Genomic DNA, 16,641 nt, shown 5'->3' with positions numbered 1-16,641 from the left:
TTCTTGCGATGAACAAAATCTACACTAGAAAAGGTAATATAAAGCCCCATACTTTTATTAAAAGTGTGGGGCTCTATTTTTTAAGTTCAATTATTCTTTTTATCAAGAAGTAATTGTTTAATTTCTTGTATATCCTTCTTAAGATCCTGATTCTCCAGGTATAAGCGTTCCATCTGTTCTTCTCGCTTCGCATCGTCATCCTGACCTAAATAGCTTAAGATAACAGCAACAACAAGGTTCAAAATAACTAAAGCTCCAATTATGATAAAAGTTACAAAGTAGACCCAGGCCCACGGAATTTCATTAATAATTGGTCTTGCTACCTGACTGGCCCACGACTCAAACGTTACAACTTGCATCAAAGTGAAGAGTGCTGTATGAAAACTTCCAAAAAACTCATAGGGAAGAACTTCGCTAAAAAAGGTTGTTCCAATAATTGCATAAATGGAAAAAAGCAAGATTGACAACCCTAATATCCCTGTTAACGCTGGTATCGATTTCATTAATGAATCGATGATCTTTCGTAACGCAGGAATGGCTGGAATCATTCTTATTAAACGCAATACTCTTATTAACCTTAGTACACTTACGAAAGGAGTAGAATAAAAAACTAAACTCCCTATGACAATAATAAAATCAAATAGATTCCATCTATCCGAAAAATATCCTCTGAAACCGAGACCAATGATTTTCACGAATAGTTCTATTACAAAGATCCAAACAATAATTTTATCTAAAACTAGTAATAGACTATTACCAGTTAAATACGTCTCAGTAACGATAATAAGTCCATTTAATAGGATGATACCTATAACAATCCGCTGAAAATATTTATGCTCTACCATCTGCTTCATGGTAGTTCTTAAGGAACTATCTTTGCTATTTAATTCTTCATTTGTTTTTAATTCCATTTGTTTTAACACTTTTCCTTTCTATCATTTTGCTTTTCTGCTCTATTATTATACCAGTTAAATGAAGAGATAAATATATTTTAATACAGGAAACAACATGTTATATTAGTAAAATAAAAAACATCTTAATATCATGTATTACCTTATTTGTAAATAATGGAATAAATTAAGGTTTCAACTATACGATTTATTAACTATACACCTTTTCTCAAATAGAGCATTCTTGTTATTTACACCACATTTGAGAAAACAAAAAAGCTCAGATTAATTCTGAGCTAACTTTGTTAAAAAATAGCAAGAATGCTTTTTATTAGTAAGCCGATATAGCTATTGGCGTTCTTTGTTTAAAACTATAAATATAGTTAAATCCACATTCCTTCGCCATTTGTAGAGCCTCTTCAAAATGGGAACCTACAGTTTCTGGTGTATGGGCATCAGAACCAATTGTTAAGATTTCTCCACCTAAGTCTTTATAAAGCTTTAGTATCTCATAGGATGGAAGAGACTCATTTATTTTCCCTCTAAGACCTGATGTGTTTATTTCAATCCCTATATTTCTAGCTATCGCTTTTTCTAATATAGCAACTAACTGTTCCTTACACTCTTTAAAATTTAAATTACCGATCGAATTAAACGCATACCGTTTTAGTAAATCTAAATGAGCAATGATATCAATGTCTGCCAAGCAAATCATTTGATACACTTCTGCAAAAAATTCACCATAAGCTGAAGTACTCTTCTTATTTTCTAAAAATATTCGCAGCTTTTTCTGATCGATATTATGGACAGACCCTAAAATAAAATCGAATTCAAATGACTTAAGTTGTTCTTTGTATTCTTCAATTCGTTGATGAGGCTCACAAATTTCGATTCCAGCTTTAATCATTAACTGGCTTTCATATTTCTTTCTGCAATTTTCAATTTCCTTAAAGTAGCTTTCAAAATTCATGTGTCCATATGTCGGCACAACGGGATTTAAAGAAAAATGTTCAGTAAAACAAATTTCTTTAACCCCCTTGAGAATTGCTGCTTCACATACATCTTCCATCCCTGCATTTGAATCAAATGAATGGTTTGAATGAATATGAAAATCGATAATATCCATCGACCTTATGCTTTACCTGAAGAACCAAACGTTCGCATTTTTCCAATTACTGTTTCTTTAATCGCTTCACGTCCAGGCCCGATAAATTTACGTGGGTCGTAGACATCAGCATCATTATTTAATACTTCACGTGCCACTTGTGTAAAGGCAATTTGATTTTCTGTGTTTACATTAATCTTTGCAGTTCCTAACGAAATTGACTTTTGAATTTGTTCTGTCGGAATTCCAGTACCACCATGTAATACTAACGGTAAATCAATCGTTTTACAGATTTCATCCATTTCTTTAAATCCTAGGTTAGGTTCTCCTTTGTATGGCCCATGAACAGAACCTAATGCTGGTGCAAGACAATCAATCTCTGTTCGTTTAACAAGTTCTTGACATTCCCTTGGATCTGCATAAATTACCCCTTCAGCAACTACATCATCCTCTTGTCCACCAACTGTGCCTAATTCAGCTTCTACTGATACTCCCCGCTCATGGGCGTACTCTACTACTTGTCTTGTTACTTTTACATTCTCTTCAAATGGAGAATGCGAAGCATCAATCATAACAGACGTAAATCCAGCATCAATTGCAGCTTTACATTTTTCAAAGCTAGAGCCATGATCTAAATGAATCGCTACAGGAACTGTAATATTCGACTCTTCTATGAGAGCTTTAACTATTGCTGTAACTACCTTAAATCCTCCCATATAACGCGCCGCTCCTTCAGACACCCCTAGGATAACTGGTGATTTCTCTTGTTCTGCAGCGTCTAAAATGGCTTGAGTCCATTCTAAGTTATTGATATTAAACTGACCAACAGCATAACCTTCCTTTAATGCTTTATTTAGCATTTCTTTCATAGATACTAGAGCCAAAATAATTCCTCCTAAAAATGATAATTTATATGATAGTTTATATATAACTAAAATGTTATATAGATAAACTTCTTGCTAAATTATAATCAGACATACTTACAGAGTGTTTTTCTTCTGCAGCTTTTTCAAATGAGGTATACGTAAGTTGGCAATTTTTCCACCCAACCATTACACCTTTTTTACCGTCTATTAATAAATCGACTGCTTTTGCTCCCATTCTACTAGCCATCATACGATCATAAGCAGTAGGAGATCCTCCACGCTGCAAAAGCCCTAATACTACTACTCTTGATTCAAGTTGTAATTCCTCATTAAGTGACTTTTGTAGTTCTTCACCGCTACATACCCCTTCTGCTAAAACGATGATACTGTGCATCTTACCACGTTCTTGTCCTCTTTTAATTCTCGTAAGAACATCTTCTATTTTATAAGAAACTTCTGGGATAATAATCGATTCTGCACCTGAACTTAATCCAGTCCAAAGTGCAATTTCTCCAGCATGGCGCCCCATCACTTCAATGATACAAATACGTTCATGGGAATACGCTGTATCCCTAATCTTATCAATGGATTCCATCACCGTATTAATCGCAGTGTCAAACCCTATCGAATAATCCGTACCTGAAATATCATTATCAATCGTTCCCGGTATACCAATTGTAGGAAAACCTAAATTTGTTAATTTACTTGCACCCTGAAATGATCCATCACCACCAATAACGACCAATCCCTCAATACCTACAGCTTGTAGTACCTCTATTGCTTTTTTTTGGCCTTCTATTGTTTTAAAAGTCTCACTCCGAGCACTTCGTAAGATTGTTCCGCCACGGTGTATAATATCACCGACGCTTCCAAGTTCCATTTGATAAATATCACCGTCCATTAAACCTGTGTATCCATGTCTTACTCCATATACTTCTAACCCATTATAAATTCCATGTCTGACAACTGCGCGAATGGCTGCATTCATTCCAGGTGCATCTCCACCACTCGTCAATACCGCTATTTTTTTCATACCATGGTCTCCAATCTCTTAAAGTCTCATCAACTAGAAGTCGCTATTTCTGTCTAACGCAAAAAGAAAAAGCTATATTTGTTATCTTGTATACTTGTCTACTAAGTTTATATGTATAAAGTGTACTTTTAGAATACATAATTGTCAATTAGTGATTAGCCAAAACTTATAAAAAATGGCATTAGAAGATAAATTCCAATGCCATTAGGTTTCTTAATATAATTAATACGTATACATTATATTGTTTCAAACAACCTTCTTCATTTTCTTATATAATGCATTATTTCATATTTTATCTAAATACCTCAATTAAATATAGTGATATTCCAGGGATGATTGTAATTATGGCTAAACTTAAGATCATAGCAATAAAGAACGGAAGTGTTGCTCGTGCTAACGTTTCCATCCTGATACCTGATATCCCTGATCCGACAAATAAGTTGACACCAACTGGCGGGGTAATGAAACCAATTGCTAAGTTAACAATCATAATGATTCCAAAATGAATTGGATCTACTCCAATACTAATAGCAATTGGTAATAAGATCGGAACTAAGATAATGATTGCTGCGACTGTATCCATAACCATGCCAACAAATAATAATAAGATAATTAGGAATAGCATGATCACTAATGGATTAGAGGAAATTCCTAATAACATATCAGCTACCATTTTTGGAATTTGTTCTAAAGTTAATATTCTACCAAATGCATTAGCCGTTCCAATAATAATTAAAATAGTCGCCGAAGTAAGAGCCGCATCTTTAATAACCGTAGGGAAATTTTTAATCGTAATTTCCTTATAAACAAATGTACTAATTATTGCCGCGTAAACAACGGCAACAACTGCTGCTTCTGTTGGTGTGAAAATCCCACCATATATCCCACCTAAAATAAGCACAGGAATAAAGATAGCCCACTTAGCGTCATTAATTGCATGGAGTGCTCTTTTAATTGTAAATTTTTCTCCAGTTCCTTTGTAACCTTTCTTCTTCGAATAAATGTAACTCCAAATCATCATAACCACAGCAATTAAAATACCTGGTAAAATTCCTGCAATAAACATGTCTCCAATTGAAACACTTCCTGATACACCATAGATAACCATTGGAATACTCGGTGGAATAATAATACCTAAAGAACCAGCAGCAACAACTACTGCTGTTGCAAATTTTTTATCATATCCATAGCTTACCATCGCAGGTATCATAATTCCTCCTACCGCTGCAACAGTAGCGGGTCCAGAACCAGAAATAGCTGCAAAAAACATACAAGTTAAAACTGCCGCTATCGCAAATCCGCCAGTTAAATTACCGACAAAAACATTCGCTAATTTAAAGAGACGTTCTGAGATACCACCTTTCCCCATGATTTCTCCGGCCAAAATAAAAAACGGAACAGCCATTAGTGGAAAGGAATCTGTAGATTGAACTAAGCTTTGAGCAAGGTATTGAATTGATACAACCTCTGCAAATATTATCGTGACAAGTGATGCCAATCCAAGTGATATCCCAATCGGCACTGTTAGAAGTAAAAAGAATACGAAACTACCAAATAATATTAGTGCTGTCATATAATCACCTACTCTCCAGATTTAAATGCAGTTATTTGTTTTATCATTTGTTGAATAATTCGAATCGAAGTTAAAAATAACCCAACCATCGGAGCCGCATAAACCCACTGCATTGGTATACTCATCGCAGGTGAAGTCCTCGTGACTTGGGACACCACTTCAAAACTATAGTACGTCAATAAGATCGCAAATAGTAGAAAAGCAACATTTGCACATAATGCTAATACTAATTTACCCGTTCTCTTAAAAATTAGCGCAAAAGCATCTACTTTAATATGGGCTTGTCTTTTAACGCCATAACTTACTCCAATATATATCATCCAGATAAAAGCATATCTTGCTAATTCTTCCGACCAAACGAGAGATGACCCTAATACATAGCGCATAAAGACTTGGATAAAAACAACGACAACAGTGAGAATACTTAAAACAATTAATATAAATGACTCGATATTCTCATCTAACCATTTTAATACTTTCATTGAGTTCCCTCCTCAGATGGAAAAAAGCAGAACCTACCTAAGGTCCATTTAGGATAGATTCTGCTTTTTCAATTAACTATTGTTGAGCATCTAGAATACTATCGATAAGGTCTTTACCATAAATATCTTCATATTCTTCATATACTGACTGTGACGCTTCTCTGAATGGAGCGATATCAACCTCGTTAACTTCCATTCCAGCCTCTTCTAATTCAGCTAGTAATTGCGCTTCGTTTTCCATAACTAGATTTCTATGAAATTCTGAAACTTCAGTAATACTAGATTGAATGATCTCTTGTTGTTCAGGTGTTAGAGTTTGCCAGAACTTATCACTAATTGCTACAGTAACTGCACTATAAGAATGTCCTGTTAAACTTAAATATTTTTGAACTTCATTAAACTTACTTGCATGAATATTAGATACTGGGTTTTCTTGTCCATCAACAGTTCCTTGTTGTAAAGCCATGTATAACTCACCAAAAGCCATTGGTGTTGGGTTTGCACCTAAAGCGTTGAAAATACTTAACAAAATTGGCATCTCTGGTGTTCTAATTTTTTGACCTTTTAAATCTTCCACTGTTTCAATTGGTTTTTTACTATTTGTCACATGTCTAAAGCCATTTTCTAAATGTCCTAAAACGCGTAGGTTATCATCAAGTAATTCACCATACACTTCTTGACCAATTGGCCCATCTAAAGTTTCCCAAGCTTGTTGATTGGTTTCAAATAGGAATGGTAATCCAAAGACATCAACTTTCGGCTCGTATTGTGCAAATGTACTCGCTGCAACCATCTCAATATCACCAAAAGCTACACCCTCAACCATTTGCGGTTCGCTACCTAATACTTCGTTCGGGAAAACTTCAACCGTAATTTTATTGTCAGACTTTTCTTCTACTAAAGATTTAAACTTTAGAGCTGCTTCATGTCTTGAATTCGACTCAACGGCACTATGTGCAAAGCGAATGTTTAGTTCTTCTGCACCAGCATTGGTAGCTCCAGAGTCACCTGTAGTTTCTGTTGTATCACTTGATCCACACGCTGCCATTAATGTTGTTACAGATAACAACGTTGAAAATAAAATTGTTTTTGTAAATTTCTTCACTGTAATTCCCCCTGATTTTTTTGAATAATTATTTATATAATAGATACAATATTTTTGTATATATCTATTTTTTCAATTTTACTAATTCGCAATATTTCTTCTAGACTTTCTTAAAAATCAATTACAATTTTGATTGGAGATCCATTTCTTGTTAAAGCAACATCCATTGCTTCACTGATTTGTTCGAAATTATATTTGTGTGTGATGAGCGCTTCTAAGTTATATTGTTGACTGGCGATAATGTCAATCGCTGTTTGGAAGTCTTCTTTTACATACATGGATGAACCAAACATTTGTGCTTCAGCAATCATAAACTGATTTAAGTCCATAGCGACCTGTTCTTCAAATAAAGCGATTGAAATTACTTTTCCCTTTCTCCTCATTACCGAGAAAGCTTCATCAACGACTGAGCCATGTCCTACTGTTAAAAATACATGGTCAAACTTTCCGATTTCACTAGAAGCATAGCCTTTTAATGATGCTTCTCTCACATTGACTACATCAGTAGCACACAATTCTTTTCCTATTTCAAGATTTCTTTCAACTGCATCTGTTAAGCAAATGGTTTCTGCACCCTTATAATGAGCAGCAACTGCAGTAACAAGTCCTATCGGTCCAGATCCTAGAATAGCAACTTTATCTCCTTTTTTCACGTCGGCAACATTCACCGCATGAACCCCTACTGCTAAAGGTTCGGTTAAAACTGCCAAGTCAGGAGAGACAAAATCTGGGATTTTGTAGACGGTTTCTGCTGGAGCCGCCATATATTCTGCAAATCCACCATCCCACCTTGGAGTTCCAAGGACCATTTTAGCTTCACAAATATTGTAATTACCACTTACACAGGGCAGACATTCGCCACAGCCTATATGAGGTTCAACTGTCACCATATCCCCTACTTTGACGGTAGTGACTTGCTCACCTATTCTTTCAACAGTTCCAATGATTTCGTGACCTAATATGCTTGGAGGATTACGAAACGGATGTTTTCCTATATACGCATGGACGTCAGAACCGCATATACCTGCTTTACTAACCTTAATTAACACTTCATTATCTTTTACTTCAGGCATCTCTTTTTCCATTATTGTCATATGTTGAATTCGATCAAATAACGCTACTTTCAATGATTTCCCCCCTACTCAACTTATTTAAAAATGAGAAAGATATATTAGTAGAAACCGTTTTCAATATACTATAAAATTGTTTTTTATAGCTTTAGTTGCCTAGTAAACGAAATTATATCCTCTAGTTTTTTAGTACGAAAGCTTGTCCAATTAATACTTACACCTTTTTTTCTAAGATTGATGACGTTTACATTTTCAAAACTAACAAATTTATTCCCATCTTATCTGTGAAATAAATAGATAGTGAGGACCAATGATTGTGTCCTTGATCACTTGTCTACTAAGTAACTTATAATCATAGTATACTTTTGACATACAAAAATGTCAACACAAATAATCAAAATACCACAATCATTCAATTAGGAAAATATAGGATTAAAAGTATATGAAATCAACAAAAAAGTGAAGGCTCCCTACTATAAATAGTTCAGAAATGAACACATTTATAGTAGGGAGCCTTCACCTAAAAGATACACTCCGCAAATTGTTATATTATTAATCTTTCCAATACCTATCATAGAGGTTTTGCATATGGTCTGTCATTAATTTTACGGCTGTTTTTTCATCATGTTCTTCAATAGCTTGGATTAGCATCTTATGTTCCGCAAAATTAACATCTCGATAATCTGGCCGAGTTACCGTTCGATCACGAATAAATTTCCACATTTCCTGTTGTTTCATCGCGTTACTAATAGCAGCCATCATTTTAATAAACAAATCATTATGAGATGCCTTCGCTATTCCAGTATGCAGTGCTTCATCTGTTTCAGGAACATATTGACCAGCTTTCGTTTCCTCTTCCATCTTTTGAATAGTGGCACGAAGGTCTTCAATATCTTCTTTAGTAGCTCTTAAAGCCGCATACTTCGTAATAATAGGCTCTATATTCATTCTCGCTTCTACAATATCTTCTACAGAAATCGATTCTAGAATAATGGCTGATTCAGAAATTCCATTCGTTACATGTGTATTTTTTACAAAAATCCCTTCTCCTTGACGAGAAAAAATAACGCCATTCAGTTCAAGAGCACTTAGAGCTTGTCTTACAGGTGCACGACTAACACCAAACTGTTCGCACAACTCTCTTTCTGCAGGCAATTTATCACCTATATTAAAAGAACCTGACTCGATTTCTGAAAGGATTTGATTATAAATTTGGATATATAACTTTTTACTGGATACACGATTAAAGCTAATATTAATCACTTCTCTCTATAGAAAGATCAATCTTACTAAAACACCTTTATTATAAACTTTTCTTTATGGTACAGCAATACTCTTATATAAAACATCAAATTTGTAGGATTATATTTGCCGATCTTGGAATTAGTAAAACATTTAGGAGCAAAGAAGAAGCTACTTCTCACCTGAAATCATCAGGGATAGGAGTAGCTAAATAATTCGCTTATATATTATCAGTTTCATATGCAGTAACTTTATTTACTCGATTGGCAGTTGTTTTTCTTTATGGATTTAATCTTTCCAATATCGATTATACAAATTTTGCATATGTGTAGTCATAAATTCAACTGCTTCTTTTTCATTATGGTTTGAAATGGCTGTAATTAATAATTGGTGTTCTCTAAAATTAACATCACGATAGTCTGGTCGTGTGACTGTTCGATCTCGTATAAATTGCCACATTTCTTGTTGTTTCATTGCATTGCTTATACCCGCCATAAAATTAATATATAAATCATTATGAGAAGCTTTAGCGATCTGATTGTGTAACTTCTCATCTGTTTCAGGTGCATATATCCCAGCCTTTGTTTCTTGTTCCATCTGTTTAATGGTCATCTGAAATTCTTCAATATCTTCATCTGTAGCTCTTAAAGCCGCGGATTTTACGATAAGAGGCTCTATATTCATTCTTGCTTCTACAATATCTTCTGGAGAAACGGCTTCTAATATAAAAGCTGAACTTTGACTTTCAGCTAAAGATTGATTACTTTTTACATAAACGCCCTCACCTTGGCGGGAATATATAAATCCATTCAACTCCAATGCACTAAGAGCCTGCCTAATAGGAGCACGGCTTACACCGAACTGTTCGCACAGTTCTCTTTCGGAAGGAAGTTTATCGCCTATTTCAAATGCACCAGATTGTATTTCTGAAAGAATTTGGTAATAAATTTGGATATATAACTTATGACTAGACACAGGATTAAAATTAATATTAACCACTTCTTTCACTCATTATTTAATTTTTTTTATACAAACAAGCCAGAAGAGACGGTTCTAATGTTTCCTTTATTTGAGTAATAAAGTGAAACTTCATTCAGTAGGGGTTTTCTTCCTCACCCACTGAATGCTAGTTGGGGCCCACACGAGGTGGGGCACACAGACGTTGTCACAGGACGTGACGTTATTAGTCTGTGTTCATTTAAGCATTTACTTAGTCTTTATTGTTGCCTCAAAGCCTTGAAGTGGGAGTCTTAGCGCTAGTTAAACGGGATAAATGGATTTAGTTAGTACCAAACACTTTTATTAAACTACTCTTTACAGAGAGATACAGGCAAACCTAAACGGCATGCCTGTATCGAAAAGAGATGATGGATATTAATCCATGTGCGATCCACCGTTAATATCAATTTCTTCACCTGTAATATATGATGCTTCTTTTGAAGCTAAAAATGCAATTGTTGATGCAATTTCTTCTGTTTCACCAGGTCTTCCCATCGGAATACCATCAATTACTTTTTTCGCGTCTTCTTCAGGTAGAGACTTCCAAATTTCAGTATTAACAAGTCCTGGTGCTACAGAGTTAACAGTAATTCCATCCACAGCTACTTCACGAGCAAGGTTTTTTGAGAAACCTAATACAGCTGCTTTTGAAGCTGAATAGTGGGCACCACCGAATACTCCTCCACCTCTTTTAGCTGAAACGGATGATAGGTTAATAATTCTACCAAACTTTTGTTTCTTCATTGTATCTAATACTCCTTGAGTACATAAGAATAGCCCAAACATATTAACATTAAAGACTTTTGTCATATCTTCAACAGTCATATCTGCAACCGTTACTTTTTGCGAAATTCCTGCATTATTTACAAGTATATCAATTCTTCCATAAGTCGCTAAAACTTTTTCGACCATTGCATCAACAGAAGCTTTATCAGTCACATTTAACTCAACACCTAAAGCTTTTCCACCAGCTTCTTCAACCGCTTTTACAGTACTTTCTATTCCTGCTAAATTCATATCAGCGATAACAACTGCAGCTCCTTGCTCGGCAAGCGTTAATGCAATAGTACGTCCAATTCCTTTTGGTGATCCACTTCCTGTAACGATTGCTACTCTATCATGTAATTCAAACATTGTTTTCACTCCTATAATCAACTGTTTATTTAATTTTTAACGAAGCATTTCTTTTGCTGTCTTAATAATGTTTTCAGTAGTAATTCCATTGAGTTCCATTAACTTTTCGTATGGAGCAGATTGTCCGAATTGGTCTTGAACACCGATTCTCGTTACTTTCCCTTTTCCTTCTTCTGCAACTACTTCACATACTGCACTACCTAATCCATTTAAGATGTTATGATCTTCAACTGTAATGATCTTTTCAAGTTCAACACATTCTACAACCGCATCACGGTCTAAAGGTTTAATAGTATGCATATCTAATAGTTTGACAGAGATACCTTCTTTTTCTAGTTCCTTCGTAGCTTCTAATGCAAGGTGAACAGTGTCTCCATTAGCAATAATTGCGATGTCGTTTCCTTCTTTCAATTTCTTCGCTTTACCAATTTCAAACTCTTCATTTTCGTCATAAATCATCGGAACTTTATCTCTTGTAAAACGAAGATACATCGGACCATGTGTTATTGCAGCTTGTTCTACTAATTTTCTCGTAGCATGATAGTCTGCAGGCATGATCACTGTCATATTAGGAAAGCTTCTTAAAACTCCCATATCTTCAATTGCTTGGTGACTTCCACCATCGTTTGCTGGTGTTAAACCACCATGCGAACAAGCAATCTTAACATTTAAGTTCGGATAACAAACTTCTTGTCTGATTTGCTCCGCCATTCTTAGAGAACCAAATACAGCGTAAGTGCTTACAAATGGAATTTTACCTGTTGTTGCTAATCCAGCCGCTAAACCTGCAGCATTTTGTTCAGCAATCCCAACATTAATATGTTGTTTAGGCAATTCTTTTATAAAATTGGTCGTTTTACAAGATTTCGCAATATCAACATCTACAACATAAATGTTTTTATTTTCTTTACCTTGTTTTACAATTTCATCTCCGAAACCTTCTCGTGTCGCTTTTTTCATTGTTAGTTCTTTTTCCAAAATGCTCATTATTTTAAGCCTCCTTCAATCTCTGCAATCGCTTGCTTGAATTCTTCATCATTAGGAGCTACTCCGTGCCAATCTGCAACATCTTCCATATAAGAAACGCCTTTACCTTTTATAGTGTTTAGTACAACACACTTCGGTTTTCCGTTTTTCAATACTTTAACTTCATCTATTGTTTCAACGATCTCTTCCATCGAATGCCCATCAATGCGTCTTGTTTCAAAACCAAACACTTCAAATTTCTTTTCAATATCTTGAAGTGGCATAATCTCATCCGTCGTTCCATCAATTTGGAGTTTGTTATAATCAACAAATACGATTAAATTATCTAATTCGTACTTCACTGCCGTTTGTGCAGCTTCCCAAATTTGTCCTTCTTGACACTCACCATCTCCAAGTAATGCGAACACACGATAATCTTTTTCATCTCTTTGTCCTGCAATCGCCATTCCTACTGCACAAGAAAGCCCTTGACCTAGAGATCCTGTAGAAATATCAATTCCTGGACACTTTTTCATATCTGGATGTCCTTGGAATGGAGATCCATACTCTCTTAACATATAAATCGTGTCATAAGGAACAAACCCTCTTAATGCTAGGGCTGAATATTGAATTGGCGCAACATGCCCTTTTGAAAGTACAAATCTATCACGATCTTCCCAGTTTGGATTTTGAGGATCAACGTTCATTTCTTTAAAATAAAGCGCTGCCATAAGGTCTGCAGCAGATAGTGAACCTCCTGGATGACCTGATTGTGCTTTATGGATCATTGTAACCGCTGTCTTTCTTAACTCAATAGCCTTTTCTTTCAATTCTTGAATACTTATATTATTCATATTTTTCACCTCAAATTAGAGTTATAAAGAAGTACATCACTTGTTATGTTGTGTACTTGTATACTAAGTAGTTCTATAATCGTAGTATACACTCGTTTCTTTTACTTGTCTACTAAGTATACAAAAAAGATGATGGTTTTTTTAGAGGTTATTTTTATTTCAGGGCAAAAGTGGGAGTTTTTTTGAAATTTGTATACGTATTGATTTTTTTAGAATACAGGGAAATTCCAGTTGGGGTCACACTCGATGACACACTGAATCTTTTATTATGAGAGGAAAATCCGTTTGGTGAAGTCACTTAAAGCTATTAAGGAAGTCGAAAATTATGGAGGCTATGGATCCGAATTGGCACTGAAAGAAAAATGAGGTACCCTATTTGTTCGTTCGAGTACCTCATTTTTTGCTTCACAAATTCCTCACTAAGTTTAATACTTTTCGTGTTTTTTCCACTTTCCTTACAATAATAATAGTGTTAATTGTGGAATAATCGCTATTATCGCTAAACTAACTAGCATGACAAAAAAGAATGGAACAACTCCTCTTACTAAAGTAGGCATACTTAGTCCCGATATACCTGCTCCGACAAACAAGTTCACTCCGAGTGGTGGAGTAATAAAGCCGATCGACAAAGTAACAATCATAATAATCCCGAAATGAATAGGATCTAAACCTATTTGCATCGCTACTGGAAAGAGAATAGGAGTAAAGATAATAACAGCTGCTGATGTATCAATAAAACAGCCAATCATTAAGAGCATCACAATAATGAGTAATATAATAACAATTGAATTTTCCGATAATGATAAGAAAGCATTCGCTAGTGCTTGCGGAATTTTCTCCATTGTCAAAATCGTACCGAATGTATTGGCTGTACCGATAATGATTAAAATGGCTACAGAACTCATCGCTGCATCTGCAATTATTTTACGAACTTGGTTCATTTTAATTTCTTTATGAAGGAAGAAACTTACAAACGCAGCATAGACAACACCGAAAACCGCGGCTTCTGTCGGAGTAAAAATCCCCCCATAAATTCCCCCTAAAATAATAACTGGTACTAACAGTGACCATTTCGCATCATTTAATGCGGTCACTAACTTTTTAAACGTAAATTTCTCATTCGTACCAGAATACCCTTTCTTTTTCGAATAGAAATAGCACCAAGCAATTAAACAAATCCCGATTAGGAGCCCAGGGATAATCCCACCCATAAATAAGTCGCCAATAGATTGATTACTAGAAATTCCATATAAAACCATTGGGATGCTTGGCGGGATGATGATCCCCATTGAACCTGCAGTAACAATAACAGATGTAGCAAATTTCCGATCATATCCTTGCGCTACCATCGCTGGGATCATAATACCACCAACAGCAGCTACTGTGGCTGGACCTGAGCCAGAGATTGCGGCAAAAAACATACAAGTAATAACAGCTGCTATTGCAAAACCTCCAGTATAACGTCCAACAAATACGTTCGCTAAGTTAAATAAACGAGTTGAAATTCCGCCTCGTCCCATGATTTCACCTGCAAGGATAAAGAACGGGATGGCCATCAACGCAAAGTTATCGGTAGACGTTACTAATCCTTGTGTTAAGAAGGTTATTGATATATTCGGTGAATAAATCGCCGTAATAAGTCCAGCTAAACCTAATGAAATTGCAATTGGGATGGATAGGGCCATAAACAAAAAGAAACTGCCGAACAAAATAAAACTTGTCATACCATTTTTCTCCTATATCCTTGTCTGTTCTTCAGGTTTTTGTTGATTTACATTTTTCAACTCTTTAACCTGCCAGACGAATTTTTGAATTAATCGGAATGCCGTTAACGTCATTCCAACTACTGGTGCAGCGTATACCCACCCCATCGGTATTTCTAATGCTGCCGATTCTCTTGTCACTTTTAATACGATATCCATCCCATAGATAGCAATAACAACAGCAAATATAAAGAACGCAACACTTACAATCATATCAATAATAAGTTTCCCTTTTTTCTCAAACATCATCGGAAAGGCATCCACACCAAGGTGCTTTCCTTTCTTAACTCCGTAACTCACTCCTACATAAATCATCCATATAAATAAGTATCTTGCAATTTCTTCAGACCATGTGAGAGAAGCACCCAGTACATAACGCATAAATACTTGAGTAAAAACAATGATAACCGTTAAAATACTAAGCACAACTAATATATATTCTTCGACGTATTCATCTAACCATTTGATCAACTTCATTTTCCTCCCCCTTTAAGAGCTTTAATGATCTTCTATTAACTTACGCGTCTTATTCAACCGCTTTCAAGATATGATTAATAATCTCTTCACCAAATCTATTTTTGTATGAATCATATACAGTAATTGCTTTTTCTCTAAATGCTTCCATATCCACTTCAACAATTTTCATACCAGAAGCTTTTAATTCGCTAATCATATTCTCTTCATTTTCTCTTAATAAATCTCTGTGGAATTGAGCAGCTTCTTTAGCACTATTTTCGATAATTTTCTTTTCTTCAGCTGTAAGTGATTGCCAAAATTCTTCACTAATCGCTACAGGTAAAGAGAAATATTGATGAGAAGTCAAGTTCAAATAATCTTGGACTTCATTAAATCTACTTGCATAAATATTAGCTACTGGATTTTCTTGTGCATCCACTGTCCCCTGTTGTAAAGCCATATACAGTTCACCGAATGCCATCGGAGTCGGATTCGCACCAAATGCCCTAAAGGTACTTACAGATAACGGAAATTCTGGAGTTCTAATTTTTAATCCCCTTAAATCACCAGGCTTTTCGACTTGAACATTTGCAGTAACATGGCGAAACCCATTCTCAAAATACGCAATAATTCTTAAGTTATAATCTAAGAAAGGTTCTGCTACGGCTTGTCCAATCTCACCGTCTAGAACGTTCCAAGCTTCTTCATAAGATTCAAACAAATATGGTAATTCCAGTACACTGATTCTTTGATCGTATTGACTAAACGCACTCGAAGCAACCATTTGCAGGTCATTGAAGGTAACACTTTCTATCATTTCTGCTTCAGATCCAAGTTGTTCATTCGGGTAAACCTCAACTTTTAATGTACCTTGTGATCTTTCTTCTACAAGCTCTTTAAATTTGATAACTGCTAAATGTCTTTCATTAGCTTCGGCAGCCCCATGTCCAAACCTTATTAGCGTTACGTCATCTGACCCAGTGACATCACTAGTAGTGATAAAAACTATTAGAATACTTAGTGCGAGTCCTGCAATGACAATTGTTATAAAATTACGCATTATTTTCATGTACTTCTCCTCCTGATAGCCAACTTCCAAAAAG

16 protein-coding genes are annotated in these 16,641 nt (G+C 35.3%); all 16 read right to left on the bottom strand.

The features are described 5' to 3' along the window. Nucleotides 1–86: 86 nt before the first annotated feature. On the bottom strand, nt 87–923 hold the full coding sequence (locus BK574_RS25210) for an ion transporter (protein WP_238458090.1): 837 nt from the start codon (nt 921–923) through the stop codon (nt 87–89). 298 nt (nt 924–1,221) lie between these two features. Continuing rightward, entirely contained in the window at nt 1,222–2,016 is a 795-nt protein-coding gene (locus BK574_RS25205) for a histidinol-phosphatase HisJ family protein (RefSeq protein WP_078430574.1), read from the bottom strand. A gap of 5 nt (nt 2,017–2,021) precedes the next feature. Further along, entirely contained in the window at nt 2,022–2,879 is an 858-nt protein-coding gene (locus BK574_RS25200; RefSeq protein ID WP_078430573.1) for a class II fructose-bisphosphate aldolase, read from the bottom strand. A gap of 55 nt (nt 2,880–2,934) precedes the next feature. Then, nucleotides 2,935–3,894 carry a 6-phosphofructokinase gene (gene pfkA, locus BK574_RS25195; protein WP_078430572.1) on the bottom strand — a complete coding sequence of 320 codons (960 nt, stop codon included), beginning with the start codon at nt 3,892–3,894 and terminating at the stop codon, nt 2,935–2,937. Between the two features lie 292 nt (nt 3,895–4,186). Beyond that, on the bottom strand, nt 4,187–5,467 hold the full coding sequence (locus tag BK574_RS25190; protein ID WP_078430571.1) for a TRAP transporter large permease: 1,281 nt from the start codon (nt 5,465–5,467) through the stop codon (nt 4,187–4,189). A gap of 8 nt (nt 5,468–5,475) precedes the next feature. Beyond that, nucleotides 5,476–5,949 (bottom strand): TRAP transporter small permease, encoded by a 474-nt coding sequence (locus BK574_RS25185; RefSeq protein WP_075388229.1) that lies wholly within the window; start codon nt 5,947–5,949, stop codon nt 5,476–5,478. A gap of 76 nt (nt 5,950–6,025) precedes the next feature. Next, nucleotides 6,026–7,054, bottom strand: coding sequence for a TRAP transporter substrate-binding protein (locus BK574_RS25180; protein ID WP_142248040.1), 1,029 nt, complete (start codon nt 7,052–7,054; stop codon nt 6,026–6,028). Nucleotides 7,055–7,164: 110 nt separating this feature from the next. Beyond that, complete coding sequence (locus tag BK574_RS25175; protein WP_078430570.1) at nt 7,165–8,181, bottom strand: zinc-dependent alcohol dehydrogenase; 1,017 nt, start codon at nt 8,179–8,181, stop codon at nt 7,165–7,167. A gap of 495 nt (nt 8,182–8,676) precedes the next feature. Further along, on the bottom strand, nt 8,677–9,387 hold the full coding sequence (locus BK574_RS25170; RefSeq protein ID WP_078430569.1) for a FadR/GntR family transcriptional regulator: 711 nt from the start codon (nt 9,385–9,387) through the stop codon (nt 8,677–8,679). Between the two features lie 267 nt (nt 9,388–9,654). Then, on the bottom strand, nt 9,655–10,365 hold the full coding sequence (locus BK574_RS25165) for a FadR/GntR family transcriptional regulator (RefSeq protein WP_078430568.1): 711 nt from the start codon (nt 10,363–10,365) through the stop codon (nt 9,655–9,657). 375 nt (nt 10,366–10,740) lie between these two features. Next, the gene (locus tag BK574_RS25160; protein WP_078430567.1) at nt 10,741–11,499 is read right to left on the bottom strand and encodes an SDR family NAD(P)-dependent oxidoreductase; all 759 of its coding nucleotides are present in this window, start codon (nt 11,497–11,499) and stop codon (nt 10,741–10,743) included. A gap of 36 nt (nt 11,500–11,535) precedes the next feature. After that, complete coding sequence (locus BK574_RS25155) at nt 11,536–12,486, bottom strand: transketolase family protein (RefSeq protein ID WP_078430566.1); 951 nt, start codon at nt 12,484–12,486, stop codon at nt 11,536–11,538. Continuing rightward, complete coding sequence (locus tag BK574_RS25150) at nt 12,486–13,319, bottom strand: transketolase (RefSeq protein WP_078430565.1); 834 nt, start codon at nt 13,317–13,319, stop codon at nt 12,486–12,488. The genes BK574_RS25155 and BK574_RS25150 overlap by 1 nt, the downstream gene beginning before the upstream one ends. 455 nt (nt 13,320–13,774) lie before the next feature. After that, nucleotides 13,775–15,043 carry a TRAP transporter large permease gene (locus BK574_RS25145; RefSeq protein ID WP_075388236.1) on the bottom strand — a complete coding sequence of 423 codons (1,269 nt, stop codon included), beginning with the start codon at nt 15,041–15,043 and terminating at the stop codon, nt 13,775–13,777. 12 nt (nt 15,044–15,055) lie between these two features. After that, the gene (locus tag BK574_RS25140) at nt 15,056–15,559 is read right to left on the bottom strand and encodes a TRAP transporter small permease (RefSeq protein ID WP_075388237.1); all 504 of its coding nucleotides are present in this window, start codon (nt 15,557–15,559) and stop codon (nt 15,056–15,058) included. 49 nt (nt 15,560–15,608) lie between these two features. Beyond that, nucleotides 15,609–16,607, bottom strand: coding sequence for a TRAP transporter substrate-binding protein (locus BK574_RS25135; RefSeq protein ID WP_078430564.1), 999 nt, complete (start codon nt 16,605–16,607; stop codon nt 15,609–15,611). Nucleotides 16,608–16,641: the final 34 nt, after the last annotated feature.

Source organism: Alkalihalobacterium alkalinitrilicum, assembly GCF_002019605.1.
Taxonomy (GTDB): domain Bacteria; phylum Bacillota; class Bacilli; order Bacillales; family Bacillaceae_F; genus Alkalihalobacterium; species Alkalihalobacterium alkalinitrilicum.
Note: the sequence above shows the minus strand (reverse complement) of the source record. Positions and strands in the feature narration are given on the sequence as shown.

What these genes read in the sequence shown, in the direction of transcription:
- BK574_RS25205 (WP_078430574.1), bottom strand. Translation starts at nt 2,016, where the DNA reads ATGGATATTATCGATTTTCATATTCATTCAAACCATTCATTTGATTCA.
- pfkA (WP_078430572.1), bottom strand. Translation starts at nt 3,894, where the DNA reads ATGAAAAAAATAGCGGTATTGACGAGTGGTGGAGATGCACCTGGAATG.
- BK574_RS25190 (WP_078430571.1), bottom strand. Translation starts at nt 5,467, where the DNA reads ATGACAGCACTAATATTATTTGGTAGTTTCGTATTCTTTTTACTTCTA.
- BK574_RS25185 (WP_075388229.1), bottom strand. Translation starts at nt 5,949, where the DNA reads ATGAAAGTATTAAAATGGTTAGATGAGAATATCGAGTCATTTATATTA.
- BK574_RS25160 (WP_078430567.1), bottom strand. Translation starts at nt 11,499, where the DNA reads ATGTTTGAATTACATGATAGAGTAGCAATCGTTACAGGAAGTGGATCA.
- BK574_RS25155 (WP_078430566.1), bottom strand. Translation starts at nt 12,486, where the DNA reads ATGAGCATTTTGGAAAAAGAACTAACAATGAAAAAAGCGACACGAGAA.
- BK574_RS25150 (WP_078430565.1), bottom strand. Translation starts at nt 13,319, where the DNA reads ATGAATAATATAAGTATTCAAGAATTGAAAGAAAAGGCTATTGAGTTA.
- BK574_RS25145 (WP_075388236.1), bottom strand. Translation starts at nt 15,043, where the DNA reads ATGACAAGTTTTATTTTGTTCGGCAGTTTCTTTTTGTTTATGGCCCTA.
- BK574_RS25140 (WP_075388237.1), bottom strand. Translation starts at nt 15,559, where the DNA reads ATGAAGTTGATCAAATGGTTAGATGAATACGTCGAAGAATATATATTA.
- BK574_RS25135 (WP_078430564.1), bottom strand. Translation starts at nt 16,607, where the DNA reads ATGAAAATAATGCGTAATTTTATAACAATTGTCATTGCAGGACTCGCA.